The 17,603-nt window shown below is 71.9% G+C and carries 15 protein-coding genes; 5 read left to right on the top strand and 10 right to left on the bottom strand.

Annotated elements, in window-relative coordinates; translation table 11 throughout:
* Positions 1-71: 71 nt before the first annotated feature.
* From ACGFY5_RS23025 to ACGFY5_RS23040, 4 genes are all read right to left on the bottom strand, one after another.
* Positions 72-1,091, bottom strand: coding sequence for a ketopantoate reductase family protein (locus ACGFY5_RS23025; protein WP_392722743.1), 1,020 nt, complete (start codon positions 1,089-1,091; stop codon positions 72-74).
* Positions 1,088-2,326, bottom strand: coding sequence for an MFS transporter (locus ACGFY5_RS23030; protein ID WP_392722744.1), 1,239 nt, complete (start codon positions 2,324-2,326; stop codon positions 1,088-1,090). Before ACGFY5_RS23030 ends, ACGFY5_RS23025 begins: the two co-directional genes overlap by 4 nt.
* A 75-nt stretch (positions 2,327-2,401) precedes the next feature.
* Positions 2,402-3,175, bottom strand: coding sequence for a DUF4142 domain-containing protein (locus tag ACGFY5_RS23035; RefSeq protein WP_392722746.1), 774 nt, complete (start codon positions 3,173-3,175; stop codon positions 2,402-2,404).
* 56 nt (positions 3,176-3,231) lie between these two features.
* Positions 3,232-3,645 (bottom strand): DNA-binding protein, encoded by a 414-nt coding sequence (locus ACGFY5_RS23040; RefSeq protein WP_392722747.1) that lies wholly within the window; start codon positions 3,643-3,645, stop codon positions 3,232-3,234.
* Positions 3,646-3,814: 169 nt separating this feature from the next.
* On the opposite strand from ACGFY5_RS23040, the gene ACGFY5_RS23045 reads away from it, so the two are divergent.
* Positions 3,815-6,379 (top strand): Tex family protein, encoded by a 2,565-nt coding sequence (locus ACGFY5_RS23045; RefSeq protein WP_392723887.1) that lies wholly within the window; start codon positions 3,815-3,817, stop codon positions 6,377-6,379.
* Positions 6,380-6,418: 39 nt separating this feature from the next.
* Here the strand turns inward: ACGFY5_RS23045 and ACGFY5_RS23050 are convergent, their stop codons facing one another.
* Complete coding sequence (locus tag ACGFY5_RS23050) at positions 6,419-8,083, bottom strand: MFS transporter (protein WP_392722749.1); 1,665 nt, start codon at positions 8,081-8,083, stop codon at positions 6,419-6,421.
* A gap of 340 nt (positions 8,084-8,423) precedes the next feature.
* On the opposite strand from ACGFY5_RS23050, the gene ACGFY5_RS23055 reads away from it, so the two are divergent.
* The 4 genes from ACGFY5_RS23055 to ACGFY5_RS23070 all read left to right on the top strand — a co-directional run bounded on the left by ACGFY5_RS23055 (position 8,424) and on the right by ACGFY5_RS23070 (position 13,112).
* On the top strand, positions 8,424-9,413 hold the full coding sequence (locus tag ACGFY5_RS23055; protein ID WP_392722750.1) for a substrate-binding domain-containing protein: 990 nt from the start codon (positions 8,424-8,426) through the stop codon (positions 9,411-9,413).
* 23 nt (positions 9,414-9,436) lie between these two features.
* Positions 9,437-11,698 (top strand): PAS domain S-box protein, encoded by a 2,262-nt coding sequence (locus ACGFY5_RS23060; RefSeq protein ID WP_392722751.1) that lies wholly within the window; start codon positions 9,437-9,439, stop codon positions 11,696-11,698.
* 333 nt (positions 11,699-12,031) lie between these two features.
* Positions 12,032-12,520, top strand: coding sequence for a glutathione peroxidase (locus ACGFY5_RS23065; protein ID WP_392722753.1), 489 nt, complete (start codon positions 12,032-12,034; stop codon positions 12,518-12,520).
* Positions 12,521-12,533: 13 nt separating this feature from the next.
* The gene (locus ACGFY5_RS23070; RefSeq protein WP_392722755.1) at positions 12,534-13,112 is read left to right on the top strand and encodes a TetR/AcrR family transcriptional regulator; all 579 of its coding nucleotides are present in this window, start codon (positions 12,534-12,536) and stop codon (positions 13,110-13,112) included.
* Here the strand turns inward: ACGFY5_RS23070 and ACGFY5_RS23075 are convergent.
* From ACGFY5_RS23075 to rfbD, 5 genes are all read right to left on the bottom strand, one after another.
* Entirely contained in the window at positions 13,109-13,528 is a 420-nt protein-coding gene (locus ACGFY5_RS23075) for a DUF2304 domain-containing protein (protein WP_392722757.1), read from the bottom strand. The two genes, ACGFY5_RS23070 and ACGFY5_RS23075, sit on opposite strands and share 4 nt — an antisense overlap.
* Before the next feature lie 3 nt (positions 13,529-13,531).
* Positions 13,532-14,242: a glycosyltransferase family 2 protein gene (locus ACGFY5_RS23080; RefSeq protein ID WP_392723888.1), complete on the bottom strand. Its 711-nt coding sequence runs from the start codon at positions 14,240-14,242 to the stop codon at positions 13,532-13,534.
* A gap of 140 nt (positions 14,243-14,382) precedes the next feature.
* A complete protein-coding gene (locus ACGFY5_RS23085) occupies positions 14,383-15,408 on the bottom strand; it encodes a glycosyltransferase family 2 protein (protein ID WP_392722759.1) in 1,026 nt (341 codons plus the stop codon).
* A complete protein-coding gene (locus ACGFY5_RS23090; RefSeq protein WP_392722761.1) occupies positions 15,392-16,726 on the bottom strand; it encodes a lipopolysaccharide biosynthesis protein in 1,335 nt (444 codons plus the stop codon). Before ACGFY5_RS23090 ends, ACGFY5_RS23085 begins: the two co-directional genes overlap by 17 nt.
* The gene (gene rfbD / locus ACGFY5_RS23095; RefSeq protein WP_392722762.1) at positions 16,723-17,601 is read right to left on the bottom strand and encodes a dTDP-4-dehydrorhamnose reductase; all 879 of its coding nucleotides are present in this window, start codon (positions 17,599-17,601) and stop codon (positions 16,723-16,725) included. The genes ACGFY5_RS23090 and rfbD overlap by 4 nt, the downstream gene beginning before the upstream one ends.
* Between the last annotated feature and the right edge of the window lie 2 nt (positions 17,602-17,603).

Here is a 17,603-nt window from a genome sequence, read left to right on the forward strand (position 1 = left end):
GCCCTCGACTGCCGACCTATTCGGTCGGTGACGTGTGCCCATCCCGCGGGCCGCGTCCGGGAGCCCCCACCTCACCCGGTGGGGGCTCCCTGCTTCGCAGCGGCGCGGAGCACATCGTCGATCAAAGTTTTGGGAGCACCGCCGGGAGGGAGACCGTCGCGCGCGGCGGACGCCACCGCTGCTTGAACGGCCGCGTTCAGCGGCGTGGGAACCCCGTGCAAGCGTCCGAGCAGCACGATCTCGCCGTTGAGGAAGTCGGCCTCGGTATCGCCGGACGCCCGGCTCAGGCTCTGCCGGGTGGAGCTGCCGCCGTAGCGGTCCAGGAGCGCCGGGGCGAGCCCGTAGGCGTCGAGGTCGACCGCCGGGTCGCTCTTCGGGTCGGCGGGGTCGATCCCGGCGGCCGTGAGCACTGCCCGCGCCTCCGCCCGGACTGCCCGGTTCAGCTCCTCGGCGCGCTCGTGACGCGGGAACAACGCGTCCGCCGCGTTCCCGAGGTTCGCGAGCAGCTTCCCGGCCTTCCAGCGCGGGAGGTCCTCGACGAGACGGATGACGAAGTTCGCGCGGCGCAGGTCTTCGGCCCAGAGTTCGGAGTCCGGGTCGAGGCCGCCGGGGAACCGTCCGAGCCAGAACGAGCCGACCTGCGGCTCACCCGGCGCCACGACCTCGCCGGGGCGCAGATAGCTGCTCGGCATCCAGACCGACGCTCCCGAGACCCGGGCGAACCGGCGCAGCGCCGCCCGCTCGTTCTCCAGGCCGTTCTGGAGGCTGATCAGCGGCAGGGTCTCGGCGGCGGTGGTACCGCCGGTCACCGGGCGCCAGGCCCACTCCTGCAGCACGGCCTCGGTGGCCTGGGTCTTGGTGGCGACGATCAGGACGTCGCCGGTCCTCAGCTCGAGCTCGGCGGCGGACTCGGCGACCGGGAGCCGGACCTGACGCTCGCCGTCGGGGCGGACGTAGGTGAGCCCGTTGTCGCGGATCGCCGCGGCGTGGGCACCCCGGGCGACGAGGACGACCTCGGAGCCGGCTTCGTGCAGCGAGGCGGCAACGGGTGCGCCGATCGCGCCGGCGCCGATGAGGACGTAACGGGTCACGGTGTCCCTGCCTTTCGTCGTGCGGGGAGAACCACTGCGACAGCGCAGACTAAACACGTGCTGCCGGCGACGACCATCGCGGCCCGCGGGGAGTGCGCGTCGGCGATCCAACCGATGAGCAGCGCGCCGACCGGGGTGGTGCCGAACCAGCCGAGGGTCAGCAGCGTCATCATGCGGCCGAGCATCGCCGGTTCGCTCGCCTGCTGCACCAGGGCCGTGACGGTGGACTGGTAGATCGTGATCGCCACGCCCATGACCGGGAGGATCGCCAGGAACACGACGAGGTTCGGCGCCAGGCCCGCGGCGGCGATCGTCGTGCCCAGTGCGACGCAGGTCAGCGCCGTGCGGTGGCGCGTGACCAGGGCGCCGACGCCGAGCAGGCCGCCGAGGACCGCACCGACCGCGTCGGTGGAGTAGGCGAGGCCGACGGTGCTCGATCCGGCGCCGTAGGTGAACGTGACCATGGCTGCGAGCATCACCCCGAAGTTGAAGGTGAGACAGCCGATCGCGGCGTTGGCCAGGAGTGCGGCCCGCAGGTCGGGGTGCCCCCACGCATACCCCAGCCCGAGCCCGCCAGTCGGGGCCGCCGGAACCTCTGCGGGAGCCGGATCCGCAGTGGCGCCGAGGCGGGGGAGGAGCCAGAGGGCGATGACCACCACTACGTAGGAGATGCCGTTGAAGGCGAAGCAGGCGGCCGGGCCGATCGTGGCGTAGAGCAGGCCCGCGAGCGCCGGGCCACCGAGCCGCGCGACCGCGTTGCTGGCGGTGACCAGGCTGATCGCGCTGGGCCGCCGTTCCGCGTCGACGGTGCGGGGGAGCAGCGTGTAGACGCCGGGCCGGTCGAAGGCGCCGGCGACGCCGAACAGCCCCACCGCGACCATCACCGCCCACAGCGGCGCGTGCCCGGCTGCGGCGAGGGAGGCCAGCGCGCCCGCAGTCACGCCACCCGCGGTCCCGGTGACCAGCAGCACACGCCGGACGTCGAACCGGTCGAGAACGCGGCCGGTGATCGGCGAGAGCACCAGCATCGGCGCGAACTGGATCGCGGTGACCAGTCCGAGCGCCGCAGCGCTACCGGTGAGATGCAGAACGAGCAGCGAGGTGGCAAGATTCTGCGACCACGTACCGACCCCGGACACGATCTGCGCGGCGAACAGCGCCCGGAACGCCGGAACGCGGAGTGCGCGGGTGCCGGCGAACGCCGCCCGCAGGCGCGGAACCCGGGTCACCGCCATCGCTCAACCTTCGGGCAGCGCGGACCGGACGGAGCCAGCGGGGGTGCCGTCCGTCACCGAAACTGTGACCAATCCTTACCGGCTGCCCACGGTGATCGACGGCCCCGGTCCGCCCGGGATGGGGATGGTCGCCCCGGTCATCCCCGGTGAGGGCCGGGTCCATCCGGGCGTGCCCGGCGACTCGGTGACCCGCCACCCGGTCGGCGCCGCCGAGCTGGGCGCCGCGCTCGGAGCCCCGGTCGCAGCGGTCGTCGGAGTCGCTGGGCTCGGTGTCGCGGTGCGTACTGCGCCCGGAGGGGGCGCGTTTCCCTCGGCGGGAACCACCACGCCGGCCGCCGGCGCGGCTGAGGCGAGCAGCCGGTGGTGCGCCGCGATCACCGGCTGCGCCTCGCGCGCCAGCGTCTTCACCTCGGCCGAGGAGCCTCGGCGCAACTCGGCCTCGACGAGCGCGCTCGCCTGGTGATGAGCGGTGATCTGGGTACTCACCCAGAGCTCGTCGAAGTCCGCGGCGGCCGCCGCCCGGTACTGCGCCTCGACCGCCTCCTGCGCCGCGTCCGGTTCCGCCGGCAGGACGACGTCCAGCGTGAGCGCCGCCTGGGTCAGCCGCAGGTCGAGCGCGGTGTGGTCGGTGAGCCAACGGGCGGCCAGGTCACGAACGGTGCGGGTCGTGGACTTCTGCTGGGCGATGCGCGCGGCGCTGAGCTCGGCCAGGTTGCCCTGGTGTGCCGAGCGCAGGAACAGCCGGTCCTGTTCGTTGAGCCCGGCGTCCGCGGAGGCGGCCACGGACGCCGTGGCCCCGCCCAAGGCGACGGCTCCGACCAGCGCGAGGGCGGTGAACGTTCGTTTCATCGGGAACTCCTAACTAGGGACGTTTCGCCCGAATCGGATTCCCGAGGTTTTCGCGACTAAGCGTCCGTGGCCCGGGCGGCCAGCCGGTCGTGACGCTGGGAGGCTGCCTGGGCGCTGCCGAGACCGAGCCCGAACGCGATGTCCGACCAGGTCATCCCGCGCCCCCTCGCCATCGTCAGCAGGCCGAGTTCCAGCTCGTCGAGCTCGGCCCGGACCAGCGGGACCAGGGTGAGCGCCGCGGTGAGGTCGGCCGTGTCGACCTCGGGTTCGTCGTCTCGGTAGGCGGCCGAACCGCCGGCCAGGAACGCGACGAGCCGGACCGCTTCGTGGGGCCCGACGACCGCGCCGTTGACCTGGCGCGCCCGGTCGGCGTCGGTGGCGGCGTGCCGTTCGGCCAGCCGGAACAGGGCGGTGTACGTGCGCTCCGCGCGGGCGCGGCTCGCGCTGGGCGGGGTGAGTGCGTCAGCCATGGCTCGACCTTACACTCCCTGTTGTCAACAAAACATTGATTTATCGAACCTGTGGACGACACGCACTGACCGGGGCGTGCGGACGCTACGGTTTCGCACGGAGAACGGAACCGCGCCGGCTGACCAGTCGGCGCAGACGGATAGGCGGAGCTGCGTGGGAACAGAATCGGTGGGGGCGCGCCCGGCGGGCCCGACCGGTGTCGGGCTGACCGGTGCGGCGTCGATCGGGCGGCGCATCGCCGACGAACTCGGCGTCGCGGAGCGGCAGGTCGACGCCGCGGTCGGCCTTCTCGACGGCGGCTCGACGGTGCCGTTCATCGCCCGGTACCGCAAGGAGCAGACGGGGGCGCTCGACGACGCCCAGCTCCGCACGCTCGAGGAGCGCCTCGGTTACCTGCGGGAGCTCGAGGAGCGGCGGGGCGCGATCGTCGAGTCGATCCGGAGCCAGGGCAAGCTCGACGACGCACTGTTCGAGCGCATCCAGGCGGCCGACTCGAAGGCGCGCCTGGAAGACATCTACGCGCCGTACAAGCCGAAGCGCCGCACCAAGGCCCAGATCGCCCGCGAGGCCGGGCTGGAGCCGCTGGCCGACGCGCTGATCGGCGACCCGTCCAACGACCCGCAGGAGCTCGCCGCGGGGTACGTCGACGCGGAGAAGAGCGTCGCCGACGTCGCGGCCGCGCTCGACGGCGCCCGCTCGATCCTCGTCGAGCGTTTCGGGGAGGACGCCGACCTGATCGGCGAGCTGCGTGAGCGCATGTGGGAGCGCGGTCACGTCGCGTCGCGGGTCCGTGAGGGCAAGGAGGAGGCCGGCGCCAAGTTCGCCGACTACTTCGCGTTCTCCGAGCCCTACACGCGCCTGCCGTCGCACCGGATCCTGGCGCTGTTCCGCGGCGAGAAGGAGGAGGTCCTCGACCTCGACTTCGCGTCCGACGAACCGCTTCCGGACGACGCGCCGCCGCCCACCGGGGCCAGCGACTACGAGGTGCGCATCGCCGCGAAGTTCGGCATCCGCGACGCCGGGCGTCCGGCCGACCGTTGGCTGATCGACTCCGTCCGCTGGGCGTGGCGTACCCGCATCCTCGTGCGGCTCGGCATCGACCTGCGGCTGCGGCTGCGGCAGTCCGCGGAGGACGACGCGGTCGCGGTCTTCGCCGGGAACCTGCGCGACCTGCTGCTGGCCGCACCGGCCGGCACCCGGGCGACGATGGGCCTCGACCCGGGTCTGCGCACCGGCGTGAAGGTCGCGATCGTCGACGGCACCGGCAAGGTCACCGCCACCGACACGATCTACCCGCACGAGCCGCGGCGCCGCTGGGACGAGTCGCTCATGACGCTGGCCCGGCTGGCCGCTGCCCACGACGTCGAGCTGATCGCGATCGGCAACGGCACCGCGTCGCGGGAGACCGACAAGCTGGCCGCCGAGCTCATCGCGAAGCACCCCGAGCTGAAGCTCACCAAGATCGTGGTGTCCGAGGCCGGTGCGTCGGTGTACTCCGCGTCCGCGTACGCATCCGCCGAACTGCCCGGTCTCGACGTTTCGCTGCGCGGTGCGGTGTCGATCGCGCGCCGCCTGCAGGACCCGCTGGCCGAGCTGGTGAAGATCGATCCGAAGTCGATCGGCGTCGGGCAGTACCAGCACGACCTGTCCGAGCTGAAGCTGTCGAAGTCGCTCGACGCGGTCGTCGAGGACTGCGTGAACGCGGTCGGCGTCGACCTCAACACCGCGTCGGTGCCGCTGCTGGCACGGGTTTCGGGCATCACGACCGGGCTGGCGGAGAACATCGTCGTCCACCGGGATGCGAACGGTCCGTTCCGGTCGCGCTCGGGGCTGTCGGCCGTGCCGCGGCTCGGGCCGAAGGCGTTCGAGCAGTGCGCCGGGTTCCTGCGGATCCCGGGCGGGGACGATCCGCTGGACTCCACGAGCGTGCACCCCGAGGCGTACCCGGTCGTGCGGCGGATCGTGCAGACGACCGGCAGCGACGTGAGCGGGCTGCTCGGCAACACGACGACTCTGCGGGCGCTCAAGCCCACCGACTTCGTCGACGAGCGGTTCGGGTTGCCGACGGTCACCGACATCATCACCGAGCTGGAGAAGCCCGGGCGTGACCCGCGGCCGGAGTTCAAGACCGCGACGTTCACCGAGGGCATCGAGACGCTGTCGGACCTGTCGCCGGGGTTGGTGCTCGAGGGGGTCGTCACGAACGTCGCCGCGTTCGGGGCGTTCGTGGACGTGGGTGTGCACCAGGACGGGCTCGTGCACGTGTCGGCGATGTCGAAGACGTTCGTCGAGAATCCGCGTGACGTGGTGAAGCCCGGTGACGTCGTCCGCGTGAAGGTGCTCGACGTCGACGTGCCGCGCAAGCGCATCTCGCTGACGCTGCGCCTCGACGACGAGGCGGGTGCCGGGGGCCAGGGCGGTGGCGCCCGCGGCCAGGGGGGTGGCCGCGGTGATCGCGGCGGCCAGTCCGGCGACCGCGGTGCACGCACCGGCGGCGGCCCGCGCAGCGGCGGGCCCGGCGGCCAGGGCGGCCGCGGTGGCGGCCCCCGGGACGGCCAAGGCGGCCGTGGTGGCGGGCAGGGCGGCGGCTCCCGGGGCGGTCAGGGCGGCGGCGGTGGCCGCGACGCCCAGCGCCGAGGCCGCCCCGAACCGGAAGGCGCCCTCGCCGACGCCCTCCGCCGCGCCGGCCTGGTCGGCGGCGACAACAACACCGACAACAAGCGCAAGCGCTGACCCACCCGTGCGCCGCCCGAACCGGGCGGCGCACCGGTGTCAGCGGGCAGCCGGGGGTGCTTCGGCCGGCGTGATCTGGCCCGGGTGGAGTTGGGGGCCGGTCACGCCACAGTGCAGGCACTGCGCGAGATCCAAGTCGTCCGCGGCGGCCGCCGCGGCAGGTGCCCCCGTGCCCGGAGCGCCCACTCCGGCACCCACCCCCGCGGCCGCCGCCCCGACGGCGGCCCCGTCGGGCGCACCGGCACCCGACTCCGCGCCCGCGGCGGCAGCGCCGACCGGTCCGGCAGTGCCCGCCGCGGCCGTTCCGGGGACCGCGGACGGCGCGCGGCGGGGCGTCCGGATCAGCAGGAACGCGAGCACGGCGCCGACGGCGAGCAACCCGGCGCAGATCCGCATCGCCATGCGGAACCCGTCCGCCATCAGCGCGGCGTCCGCGTACGCCCGACCGGACAGCCCGGCCACGACCGGAATCACCGCCACCGACAGCAATCCTGCCGCCCGGGCGACCGCGTTGTTCACACCGGACGCGATCCCGGCGTGACGAGACTCCGCCGAGCCCAGCACGGTCGCGGTGAGCGGTGCCACCGTCAGCGACAAGCCCAACCCGAACACCAGCACGGCGGGCAGCACGGTCGTGACGTACGAGGCGTCCGGGCCGACGCGCGTGACCAGCAGTAAACCGGTCGCGGCGACGAGCGGCCCGACCGTCAGCGGGATCCGCGCACCGATCCGATCGGCGAGCGCACCGGTCCGCGAGGACAGCAGCAGCATCACCGCGGTGACCGGCAGCAACGCCGTGCCCGCGGCGATCGGCGAGAACCCCGCCACCACCTGCAACTGCAGCACGAGCAGGAAGAAGAACACGCCGAGCGCGGCGTACACCGCGAACGTGACGCCGTTGACCGCGCTGAACGTGCGGTTCGCGAACAGATCGAGCGGCACGAGCGGATGCGGCGAGCGCCGTTCGATCACCAGGAACAGCGCGAGCAGTGCCAGCCCCGCGACCACCAGCGCCCAGACCAACCCGTCGAACCCGCGCCCCCCGGCCGCGATCAGCCCGTACGTGAGCACCCCGAGCCCACTGGCGCCGACGACGGTGCCGCTCACGTCGAAGCCGCGCACCGTGTCGGGATCGCGCGACTCCGGCACGTGCAGGTGCGCCACGACCATCACCACGATCGCCAGCGGCAGGTTCAGCAGGAACACGAACCGCCAGTTCCACTCGACGAGCCACCCGCCGACGAACGGGCCGACCGCCCCCGCGATGCCACCCCAGGCCGACCATGCGCCGACGGCCCGCGACCGGTCGGCGGAGTCGAACGTCGCCGCGATCATCGCCAGGCTGCCGGGCGTCAGCAGCGCACCGCCGATGCCCTGGAGGGCCCGTGCACCGGCCAGCAGCTCCGCGGTGGGCGCCAGCGCACACAGCAACGACGCCGCGGCGAACCACGCAACGCCGAACATGAACACCCGCCGGCGCCCGAACCGGTCGCCCAGCGCTCCGCCGAGCAGGATCAGCGCGGCCAGCGCGAGCGTGTAGGCGTTGACGATCCACTGCAGGCCGGCGAAGTCGGCCCGCAGCTCGCGGCCGATGCTCTCCAGCGCGACGTTCACGACAGTGCCGTCGAGCATCACGAGGCTCGAGCCGAGCACGGTCGCGAGCAGCACCCAACGCCCCGCCGCGGTGCCCATCCGCACGCCCATCGTGGCCCCTTCCCCGGACGCCCCGGACGGACCGGGACGCCGCGAAGGTACCTGACTCCACCGACGTTCTCGCATTCGTGACCGCAGGATCACAGAGCGTAGTACTCCCGGCGGAGATTCCCTACAGGTTCCAAGCGACCAACAGGTGAACGACCCCGCCTCCGAGATCAGCCGGTTGCGCGATATTTGCGCCGATAGGAGGCCGTCTGACCCCGCTGACTTCGGCAGATGCTCTTGTGGACAACGAGGCGAACGACGTTCGCAGGTGCTACTTTCAATCACCGTGAGAGTGATCACACAGCGCAAGCGCCCACACCGAAGATTGCGATGCGGTGCCGCCATGGCTGCCGCCTGCGTGAGCCTGGTGCTGGTGGTCGCCGGTTGCGGCGACGCCGAGTCGTCCACGCAGGCGGGCGACACCGCCACGAAGACCATGCTCGGCCTGGTCGTTCCCGACTCGACGTCGGAGAGCTGGGACGCGCTGCTCGATGCCGCGGCCGACGAGGGCCGTGACACCGACGTCGACATCTCGCCGGACGCGGCCGAGAACGCCGAGGCCGCCGCCCAGGTCAGCAAGGTCGAGGCGTTCATGCCGGAGAAGATGGACTGCTTCGCCGTCGCCCCGGTCGACCCGAAAGCGCTGGTCGCCCCGCTCACCGGGTTCGCGAAGAACGGCGTCAAGATCTTCAACGTCGGCCAGCGGCTGGACGAGAAGGCAACGCAGGCAGCGGGGCTCACCGTCACGTCGTTCATCGGCCCGAGCGATCTGGAGATCGGTCACCAGGCGGTGCGCGAGATGATCAGTGCCGTGCCCGCCGGGAGCACGGTCGCGATGGTCGTCGGCAGCCCGGGTGACGCGAACGCCGCTCAGCAGCGCGAAGGCTTCGAGGATGGCTCCGACGGCAAGCTGGACGTCATCACCACCGACGCCACCAACGACGACTTCACCAACACCAAGCGCATCGTCACCGAGGCCATCGGCGCGCAGCCGAACGTGCGCGGCATCTTCACCAGCAGCGACATGGCGGGCCGGGCGGCCGCCGCGGCGATCGCCGAACTGGGAGTGGCCGGCACCGTCAAGGTCGTCTCGGTCGGCGGCACCCGGGAAGGTCTCCGGGCAGTGAAGGCGGGGGAGCTGGACGCCACGGTGGCCACCTACCCGGCGTCGGTCGGTGCGGTGCTCGTCCGGGCCTGCCTGCAGGCCACGAGCGGTAAAGCCGTCAAGCCACGCTTGACGACGCAGAGCTGGCTGGTGAACAAGAGCAACGTCGACGCCGAGCTGGCGAGCTACCCGAATTCGACGCAGCCGTTCCCCGATCCGCTGGTGTAACTATCCGTGGCATTATGGGGTAAATGGGGACGTTGTCGTTCACTGCTCCGCTCTGGGTTGACGAATACCGCTCGGCCGCGCTGCTCGTCTGCGGTCCGGACGGTCGGGTGACGCTCGCGGACCGCACCGCGGCCGAGCTCTTCGCCTGTCCGCAGCAGGAACTCCTGGGCCGCGAGCTCGCCGACCTGCTGGCACCACCGGACGAGGCCAAATCGGCGCACGACCTGCTCGACACGACGACGGGACGCGTGGCCACCACGCCGTTCCGTCGTCCGGACGGCAGTGTCTTCGCCGCGAGCGTGACCCGCAGCGAGGCCGCGACCTGCGACGGCACCGTGACGACGCTCGCCCTTCGCGCAGCCGGCAGCTCCGGTGCCGCGCAGAGCTGGTCGGCGGCGATCGTGCGCTCGGCGCGGGACGCGATCATCGGCGAGTCCCTGGAAGGACGCGTGACCTCGTGGAACACGGCCGCGGAGCAGCTCTACGGCTACACCGAGGACGAAATGCGCGGCCGCCGCATGGCCGAGCTCTACCCGCTCGAAACGGCCGGTGAGGAAGCGGACATCCTCCGCCGCATCACCGAGGGCGAAAGCGTCGAAATCTACGAGGCGCAGCGCACCCACCGCGACGGCCACCGGATGATGGTCGAGTTGTCGGTGTCGCCGGTGACCGACGCCGCCGGCCGGATCGTCGGCGCCGCCCGCGTCTCCCGCGACGTGACCGCCCGCCACCGCGACGAGGCCAAGTTCCGCTGGTTGCTCGACGCCACGGCGCTCGCGGTCATCGGCGTCGACGCGCACGGCGTCATCCAGCTCGTCAATTCCGAAGCGCAGCGGATCTTCGGCTACGCGGCGGAGGAGCTGCGCGGTCAGCCGGTCGAGATCCTCCTGCCGGAACAGATCCGGGAGCGCCACGCCGAGCACCGGTCGATCTACGTGACCGATCCGCGGATGCGGCGCATGGGGGAGGGCCTGCAACTCGCCGCCCGCCGCAAGAACGGCACCGAGTTCCCGGCCGAGATCTCACTCGCCTCGATCGAGACCGACGAGGGCCTGCTGGTCGCCGCCACCGTGCACGACATCTCGGCCCGGCTGGGTCAGGAGGCCGAGCGCCAGCGGCTGGAGAACGAACTGCAGCGCTCGCAGCGCCTCGACAGCCTCGGTCAGCTCGCGGGTGGCGTCGCCCATGATTTCAACAACGTGCTCGCGATCATCAGCACCCATGCCTCGATCCTCGAAGAGGATCTCGACGAAGCGGACGCACCTGTCCTCGACGGCGCCCGCGAGGCGGTGGCGCAGGTCCTCGCCGCGTCCGAACGCGGTGCCCGGCTGACCAAGCAACTGCTCGCGTTCGGCCGCCGCGAGATCGTCCGTCCGCAGGTCTTCGACCTGAACGACGTCGTGCGCGACGTCCAGCGCATGCTGACCGGCACGCTCGGCGCGAACATCGTCCTGACCGACGACCTCACGCCCCGCCCGGCGGCCGTGAGCGCCGACCCGGGCCGGATCGAGCAGGTGCTGGTCAACCTCGCGGTCAACGCCCGGGACGCGATGCCGGCGGGCGGTTCGCTCGGCGTGCACACCGACCACACGACACTCGGCGCGATGGACGCGGCGCTGCACGGCCTCGATCGTGGCCCCTACGTGCGGCTGCGCGTGATCGACACGGGCACCGGAATGCCTCCGGAGGTGGCCGAGCGCGCGTTCGAACCGTTCTTCAGCACGAAGGCGGCCGAGGGGCACGGCACCGGACTCGGGCTCGCGTCGGTGTACGGGATCGTGTCGCAGGCCGGTGGCACCATCGGGCTGGACTCCGAGGTCGGCGTCGGCACCACGGTGACGATCCTGCTCCCGGCGGCCGACGCCGAGCTCACCGATCCGGAGGAGGCGCCCAGGACGGAGCCGAAGCCCGGCTTCGGCACGATCCTGCTCGTCGACGACGAGCGTGACCTGCGCGCGTCGATCGAAACCATCCTCACCCGGGTGGGGTACACCGTGATCTCGGCGGCGTCCGGGGCCGAAGCGGTGGATCTCGCCGCGACCTACTCCGGCCGGCTGGACCTGGTGCTCACCGACATCACGATGCCGGGGCTCTCCGGCCGCGAGGTGGCCGACCAGGTCCGCGCGCTGTACCCGGCCGTGCCGGTGCTCTACATGTCCGGCTTCGCCCAGCGCCTGCTGACGTCGAAAGGCACGATCGACCCGGAAGTGACGCTGATCGAGAAGCCGTTCAACCGGCGCGACCTGCTCGCGGCTATCGACGAAGTGCTTCGACTGCCCGTGTGAACAGGCGGGCGAAGAACCCCCGTCGTGGACGCGGCGGATACGGATGCCAGTCCGCGCGGGGCTGCTCACCGCTGCGCGCCCCGGGCACGCCGTGCAAGGCGGCGCCGGGCACCCGCTTCGGAAGCCGCTCGGGGCCGGAGCGAAGGTACGAGTCCTCGGGACGCATCCGCGGACGGGGGAACGACATCGGCTGGCTCATGGGCCTCCCTCGAACCTGAGCGATGGTCCGATGATTGCCGGAACTGCGTCCACGCATGATGCATCGACGCATGCGTTCATACCTGCACCCCACCGCGGCTGGGCCGCGCTTCGAACACGGCCTACGCTCCGAACATGGCGATCTACGACATCCCGCTGCACACGCTCTCCGGCGAGCCGGCCAGCCTGCGGGACTACGCGGGGCAGACGCTGCTCCTGGTCAACGTGGCCTCCAAGTGCGGCCTCACCCCCCAGTACGAGGGCCTCGAGCGGTTGCAGCAGAAGTACGCCGACAAGGACTTCACGGTTCTGGGGTTCCCCTGCAACCAGTTCATGGGCCAGGAGCCGGGCAGCGCCGACGAGATCCAGGAGTTCTGCTCGGCCACGTACGGCGTGACGTTCCCGCTGTTCGAGAAGATCGAGGTCAACGGCGAGAACCGGCACCCGGTCTACGCGGAGCTCACCGCGCACGCCGACGCCGCGGGTGACGCCGGCGACGTCCAGTGGAACTTCGAGAAGTTCCTGGTCGATCGGGACGGCGCGGTCGTCGGCCGGTTCCGGCCCCGCACCGAGCCCGAGTCCGCCGAGGTCGTCGACGCGATCGAGTCCCAGCTGGCCCGCTAGTAGAATCCGGGGCATGTCCCCGGTAACGGCCCGCCGCCCCCTGCGCGCTGACGCCCGGCGGAACTACGACCGGCTGCTCGACGCCGCCCGCGAGGCCGTCGCCCAGCACGGAGCCGAGGCCTCGCTCGACGACATCGCCCGCCGTGCCGGTGTCGGGTCGGGAACGCTGTACCGGCACTTCCCGACCCGCGCCGCGCTGCTCGAAGCGGTGTTCCACGAGCAGATCGACGGGCTCTGCGCCCAGGCCGCCGCGCACCTCGAGGACCCGGACCCCGCCGCGGCGCTGCGCGCCTGGCTCGAAGCGGTGCTGCTCCACTCGATCCGCAACCGGGGCATGGCCGCGGCGCTGCGCACCGAGCACACCGACAGCACGTGGTGCTACGCGACGATGCAGGAGTCCGCGGGGCGGCTGCTGACCCGGGCCCAGGTCGTCGGCGCGCTGCGCGCCGACGTTCCGGTCAGCGATCTGCTGCGGCTGATCAACGGCTTGGCTCTGGCGAACCTCGACGCACCCGACGCCGAGCAGAGCGCCGTGCGCATGCTGGGCTACGCCCTGGCAGGCATGCGCGCCGGGGTCGCTCCGGCGCGCTAGGGCGTGCGGCCTTCGGCCACGACGGCCGCGAGGATCGCGTCCTCGGCGCCGTCGCGCGCCACCGGCGATTCCGGCAGGCGGTGCTGGTTGAGCACCTCGGCGTCGCGCAACGCCACGGCCCGCGCCAACTCGGTGATCCGCCGCTCCATCTCCCGCGTCCGCAGGTAGAAGTTGATGACGACGAACACGAAGGCGACGACGGTCGCGTACAGCACCAGGTCGGCACCACGGCCGACGCCGACCCAGTGCGCGATAGCGGTGATGTCGTCCGGACGCACGACCGCGTACGCGGCGAACATGAGGAACGCGACGAACGCGAGCCGCTTACCGGCCTGGAGCCGGACGCCGTGCTGCTGCCGGACGAAGTAGATCAGCGACGCGGCGACCGCGAGCAGCAGCAGTACCTGGATGACCATCGGTTACACGCCTCGGTGACGCAGAGAGAGTTCGAACAGGATGTTGACGCCATTGACCAGCGACTGGCCCTTGGCGCGCGAGTAGTCGGTGTAGAGGATCGTCACCGGGATCTCCGCGACCCGCCAGTTGCCCCGGGCCAGCTTGCCGACGATCTCCGACGCGTGCGCCATGCCGTTCATCCGGATCCGGAGCCCCTCGGCGGCCGGCCGGTTGAGCACGCGCAGCCCGTTGTGGGCGTCGGTGAGCTTCAGCTTCCGCGACGTCGGGCTCAACGCGACGACGGTCTTGAGCGCGAACCGCTTGATCCACGGCACGGTTTCCTTCGACTCCAGGAACCGCGAACCCAGGACGACGTCGGCCTTGCCGGATCGGGCGACCTCGAGCATCCGCAGCGCGTCCTCGACACGGTGCTGACCGTCGGCGTCGAACGTGACGAAGTACTCCGCACCCGGACGCGACAGCGCGTAGCGCAGGCCGGTCTCCAGCGAGGCGCCCTGGCCCATGTTGATCGGGTGCTGGACGAGGTGCGCTCCGGTCGGGGCGATCGCCGCCGCCGACCCGTCACGGCTGCCGTCGTCCACGCAGACGATGTTCGGGAACGTCTGCCGGGCGTGCTCGACGACGTCGGCGATGACCTGGGCCTCGTTGTAGACCGGGATGACGAGCCAGACGTCCTTGTTGTCGGGGAGGTCGACCGGGGGCGCCTCGTGCAGGTCACCTTCGGCGACTGCGGGCGTTTCGACGCCGGTGCTCTCGGCGACCTCTGCGCTACTCAGGAGGGCCGGGTCCTCGTCCGTCACGATGCTCTCGCCTTCGCTCTCGATTCCCACGGACTCTAATCGCGCGCCGCTACTCATACCCATCGGTGAGCGACCTTCCACCAGATCGTGACCAGACCGTTGACGGTTCCGGCCAGCGCCGGAACCGGAATGACCGATGCGTCGACCTTCGTGGTCAGCCGCTGCATCCAGACGCGGTCGGGCACGCTCGCCTCGGCGCGGAGTACCTTGCGGCGGGCCTTGATGTGCGCACGGTTGCTCCACAGCCAGCGCCAGCCCTTGACCTTGGCCGGGAACCAGCCCTGCGACGCCGCCATCAGCGTCATCGCGGCTTCGAGCCCCGCCAGCGGCAGCGCCAGCAGCACGAGCGAGCGTCCGCTCCACAGCGTCGCCACGAACAGCAGCCGGTTCCGTTCGACCAGGTACATCTTGAAGTCGTTGCGCGAGAACTCGTACCGGTGCACCGCGACGGCGTCCGGTACGTACAGCACCCGCAGGCCCTTGCGCCAGGTACGGATCGAGAGATCCGCGTCCTCGTGGTAGGCGAAGTACTCCTCGTCGAAGCCGCCGAGCGCGTCCCAGTGCGCCTTCGGCACGACGACGCACGCACCCGACGCCCCGGCGGTCTCCACCGGCTCGGTCAGCGTCTCGGGCTCACCCATCCGGCCCGACCACGACAGCCCGAGCACGTGGATCGGGTTCGCGCCGGCGTTGAGCAGTGTCGGGTCCTCGGCGAGGCGGACGCTGGCCACGGCGATGCCCACGTCGGGCTGCGACGCCTCCTCGACCAGGCGGGCGATCGTCGTCGGCTCGACCACGGCGTCGCCGTTGACCAGCGCGAGGTACTCACCGGTCGCGGCCGACGCGCCCAGGTTGCACCCACCGGCGAAGCCCGTGTTCGTACCGGGGCGCAGCACCGTGACACCGGTCAGCTCCGAGAGGACCTCGACGTCGTCGGTGGTGCAGCCGTTGTCGACCAGGACGACGTCGACAGCGACCTTCTCGGAGGCCAGCAGTGCCTCGACCGCGCGACGCAGCCAGGGCTCCGCCTTGTAGGCGAGCACCACCGCGCTGACCCGCGGCTCAGGCGGGTTGGACATCGCTGAACTCCTGAGGTTGGGGAATACCCGTGGGCCGCAGAGCCCGGAACAAGACGACACCGAGGACGCCGATCGTCGCCGCGGCGCTGGCCAGCTGCGCGATCACGGCGTCGGTGACCGGTTCGAACGGCAACAGGAACGAGGCCGCGAACACGATCAGGCCGATCACCCAGCCGCCGGCGACCCAGCGGTGCCGGCCCAGCGCCAGCAGCGCCGGCTGGACGATCTGCACGGCCATGCCGGCGACAGTGCCGACCATCAGCGCGGTGACCAGCGCGTTGGAGCTGGTGAACGTCGGCCCGAACGCGATGCGCCCGAGCCAGTGGCCGAGTACCGCGCTGACCAGGATCGCCAGCGCGCCCACCGCGGCGACCAGCAGCAGCGCCGGTCGTACGGCCCGGCGCAGGGCGCCGGAGTCGGCCGTCGCGGCGGCCCGCGCGAACGAGGGGAGAACCAGGGACTGCGCGCCCTGGAAGACGAACAGCGGGATCCGGGCCAGCACCACCGCGGACGCGAACGCGGCGATGACGGCGTCGTCCGTCGAGAGCGCGCTGACCACCACCGGCGCCGCGTTGGCGATCGCCAGCGACAGCCCCCACGCGACGGTGAGCAACCCGGTGCTGCGAATCAGCGGCCCGATCGGCGCGGCCACACCCGGCCCGACGTCCGCGACGCTCCGGCCGCCGCGCAGATCACTGGTGAACCAGCGTGCCGTCAGCGCTACCGCGACCGCGGGTGCGACGCAGAACACCAGGCCGTAGAGGCTCGACGCCCCGGCGACCGCGGCCCCGGCGAGCGCCAACACGGCCAGCACCACCCCGGCCACCAGCCGAACCGTGCCCTCGGTGCCCACCGACGTGCCGTACCGGCCGAACGCGTGGCGCCCGCCGAAGTTGCCGCGGGTCACCGACACCACCGCGTACGAGGCACTCGCGATCAACAACCCCACCAGCAGCACGACGTTGCCGTGCAAGACGTCGGGCAGTAGCACCGGCGTCAACGCGAGCGTGATCACCGCGATCCCGGCGAACAGACCCGCCGAGAGCATCCCCAGCTGGCGGACCACCGGCCGCGGATCCTCACCCCGAGCCAACCGCGTGGACACGTTCCGGCTGGTCTCCTGCTCGACGGCCGCGAACAGACCCGGCCCGATGATGTTGACGAGCAGGTACACCGACGTGAGCGCGGAGTACGCCGTCTCGTCGAAGGTCCGGCTGGCGACCGCGAGGAACAGGTACCCGGCACCACCCAGCACCAGGTACCCGGCGCCCACGGACGCGGCGCTCCCGAGGAGCGCGCGCAACCGGGCCCAGGTCACGAGGGTTGCGCCGCTTCGATGAGACGGACGAACGCCGGCCGCTTGAGGGCCCGCTCCAACTGGTCGTGCCAGTGCGGCTGCGGATCGAGACCGGCAAGTGACCACCGGTCGTGCCCGAGCACGCTGTACGCCGGACGCTTCGCGGGGCGCGGGAACGCGTCGCTGGTCGTGGTCTCGACCCGGGCGGGGTCGAGCCCGGCCAGCGTGTAGATCGCCTGCGTAAGCCCGTGCCACGTGGTCTGGCCGCTCGCCGTGCCGTGGTACACACCCGGCTCGGCTGTTCCGGCGACCGCCGCCTCCCCGAGCGCGACGAGTTGCGCGGCGAGCGCGGCCGTCCAGGTGGGCTGCCCGTGCTGGTCGTCCACGACGCTCACGGTGGGCCGCGCGGCCGCCAGCTTGAGCATCGTCGCCACGAAGTTGTTGCCGTTTTCGCCGTAGAGCCAGGCGGTGCGCACGACGTAACCCCGCTCCGGCAGCCCGGAGAGCACCGCCCGCTCACCGACGAGTTTGCTGCGCCCGTACGCGTTCACCGGGTCGGTGGCGGCGTCCTCGGGGCAGGGCGCGTCGGCGTCGCCCGGAAGCACGTAGTCGGTGGAGACCTGCAGCAGCGTGGCGCCGGAGGCGGCACATGCCTCGGCGAGCAGCGCGGGTCCGAACCCGTTCACCCGCGTCGCGGCCGCTTCGTCGGACTCCGCGTTGTCGACAGCGGTGTAGGCGGCCGTGTTGAGAACGACGTCATGCCCCTGCACGGCGGCGCGCACGGCGTCGGCATCGGTGATGTCGAGGTCGGCCCGCGACGCGGCCGTCGCGGACGGCAGCAGGGAGCGGAGGTCGTGTCCGAGGGCGCCACCGGCGCCGGTGATCAGCCAGCGCACGA

The sequence above is a fragment of the Cryptosporangium sp. NPDC048952 genome (genome assembly GCF_043197895.1).
GTDB lineage: Bacteria > Actinomycetota > Actinomycetes > Mycobacteriales > Cryptosporangiaceae > Cryptosporangium.

Excerpts from the sequence above, each read along its gene's own strand:
- ACGFY5_RS23030 (WP_392722744.1), bottom strand. The coding sequence starts at position 2,326 with ATGGCGGTGACCCGGGTTCCGCGCCTGCGGGCGGCGTTCGCCGGCACC.
- ACGFY5_RS23035 (WP_392722746.1), bottom strand. The coding sequence starts at position 3,175 with ATGAAACGAACGTTCACCGCCCTCGCGCTGGTCGGAGCCGTCGCCTTG.
- ACGFY5_RS23040 (WP_392722747.1), bottom strand. The coding sequence starts at position 3,645 with ATGGCTGACGCACTCACCCCGCCCAGCGCGAGCCGCGCCCGCGCGGAG.
- ACGFY5_RS23050 (WP_392722749.1), bottom strand. The coding sequence starts at position 8,083 with ATGGGCGTGCGGATGGGCACCGCGGCGGGGCGTTGGGTGCTGCTCGCG.
- ACGFY5_RS23055 (WP_392722750.1), top strand. The coding sequence starts at position 8,424 with ATGGCTGCCGCCTGCGTGAGCCTGGTGCTGGTGGTCGCCGGTTGCGGC.
- ACGFY5_RS23060 (WP_392722751.1), top strand. The coding sequence starts at position 9,437 with ATGGGGACGTTGTCGTTCACTGCTCCGCTCTGGGTTGACGAATACCGC.
- ACGFY5_RS23065 (WP_392722753.1), top strand. The coding sequence starts at position 12,032 with ATGGCGATCTACGACATCCCGCTGCACACGCTCTCCGGCGAGCCGGCC.
- ACGFY5_RS23070 (WP_392722755.1), top strand. The coding sequence starts at position 12,534 with ATGTCCCCGGTAACGGCCCGCCGCCCCCTGCGCGCTGACGCCCGGCGG.
- ACGFY5_RS23075 (WP_392722757.1), bottom strand. The coding sequence starts at position 13,528 with ATGGTCATCCAGGTACTGCTGCTGCTCGCGGTCGCCGCGTCGCTGATC.
- ACGFY5_RS23085 (WP_392722759.1), bottom strand. The coding sequence starts at position 15,408 with ATGTCCAACCCGCCTGAGCCGCGGGTCAGCGCGGTGGTGCTCGCCTAC.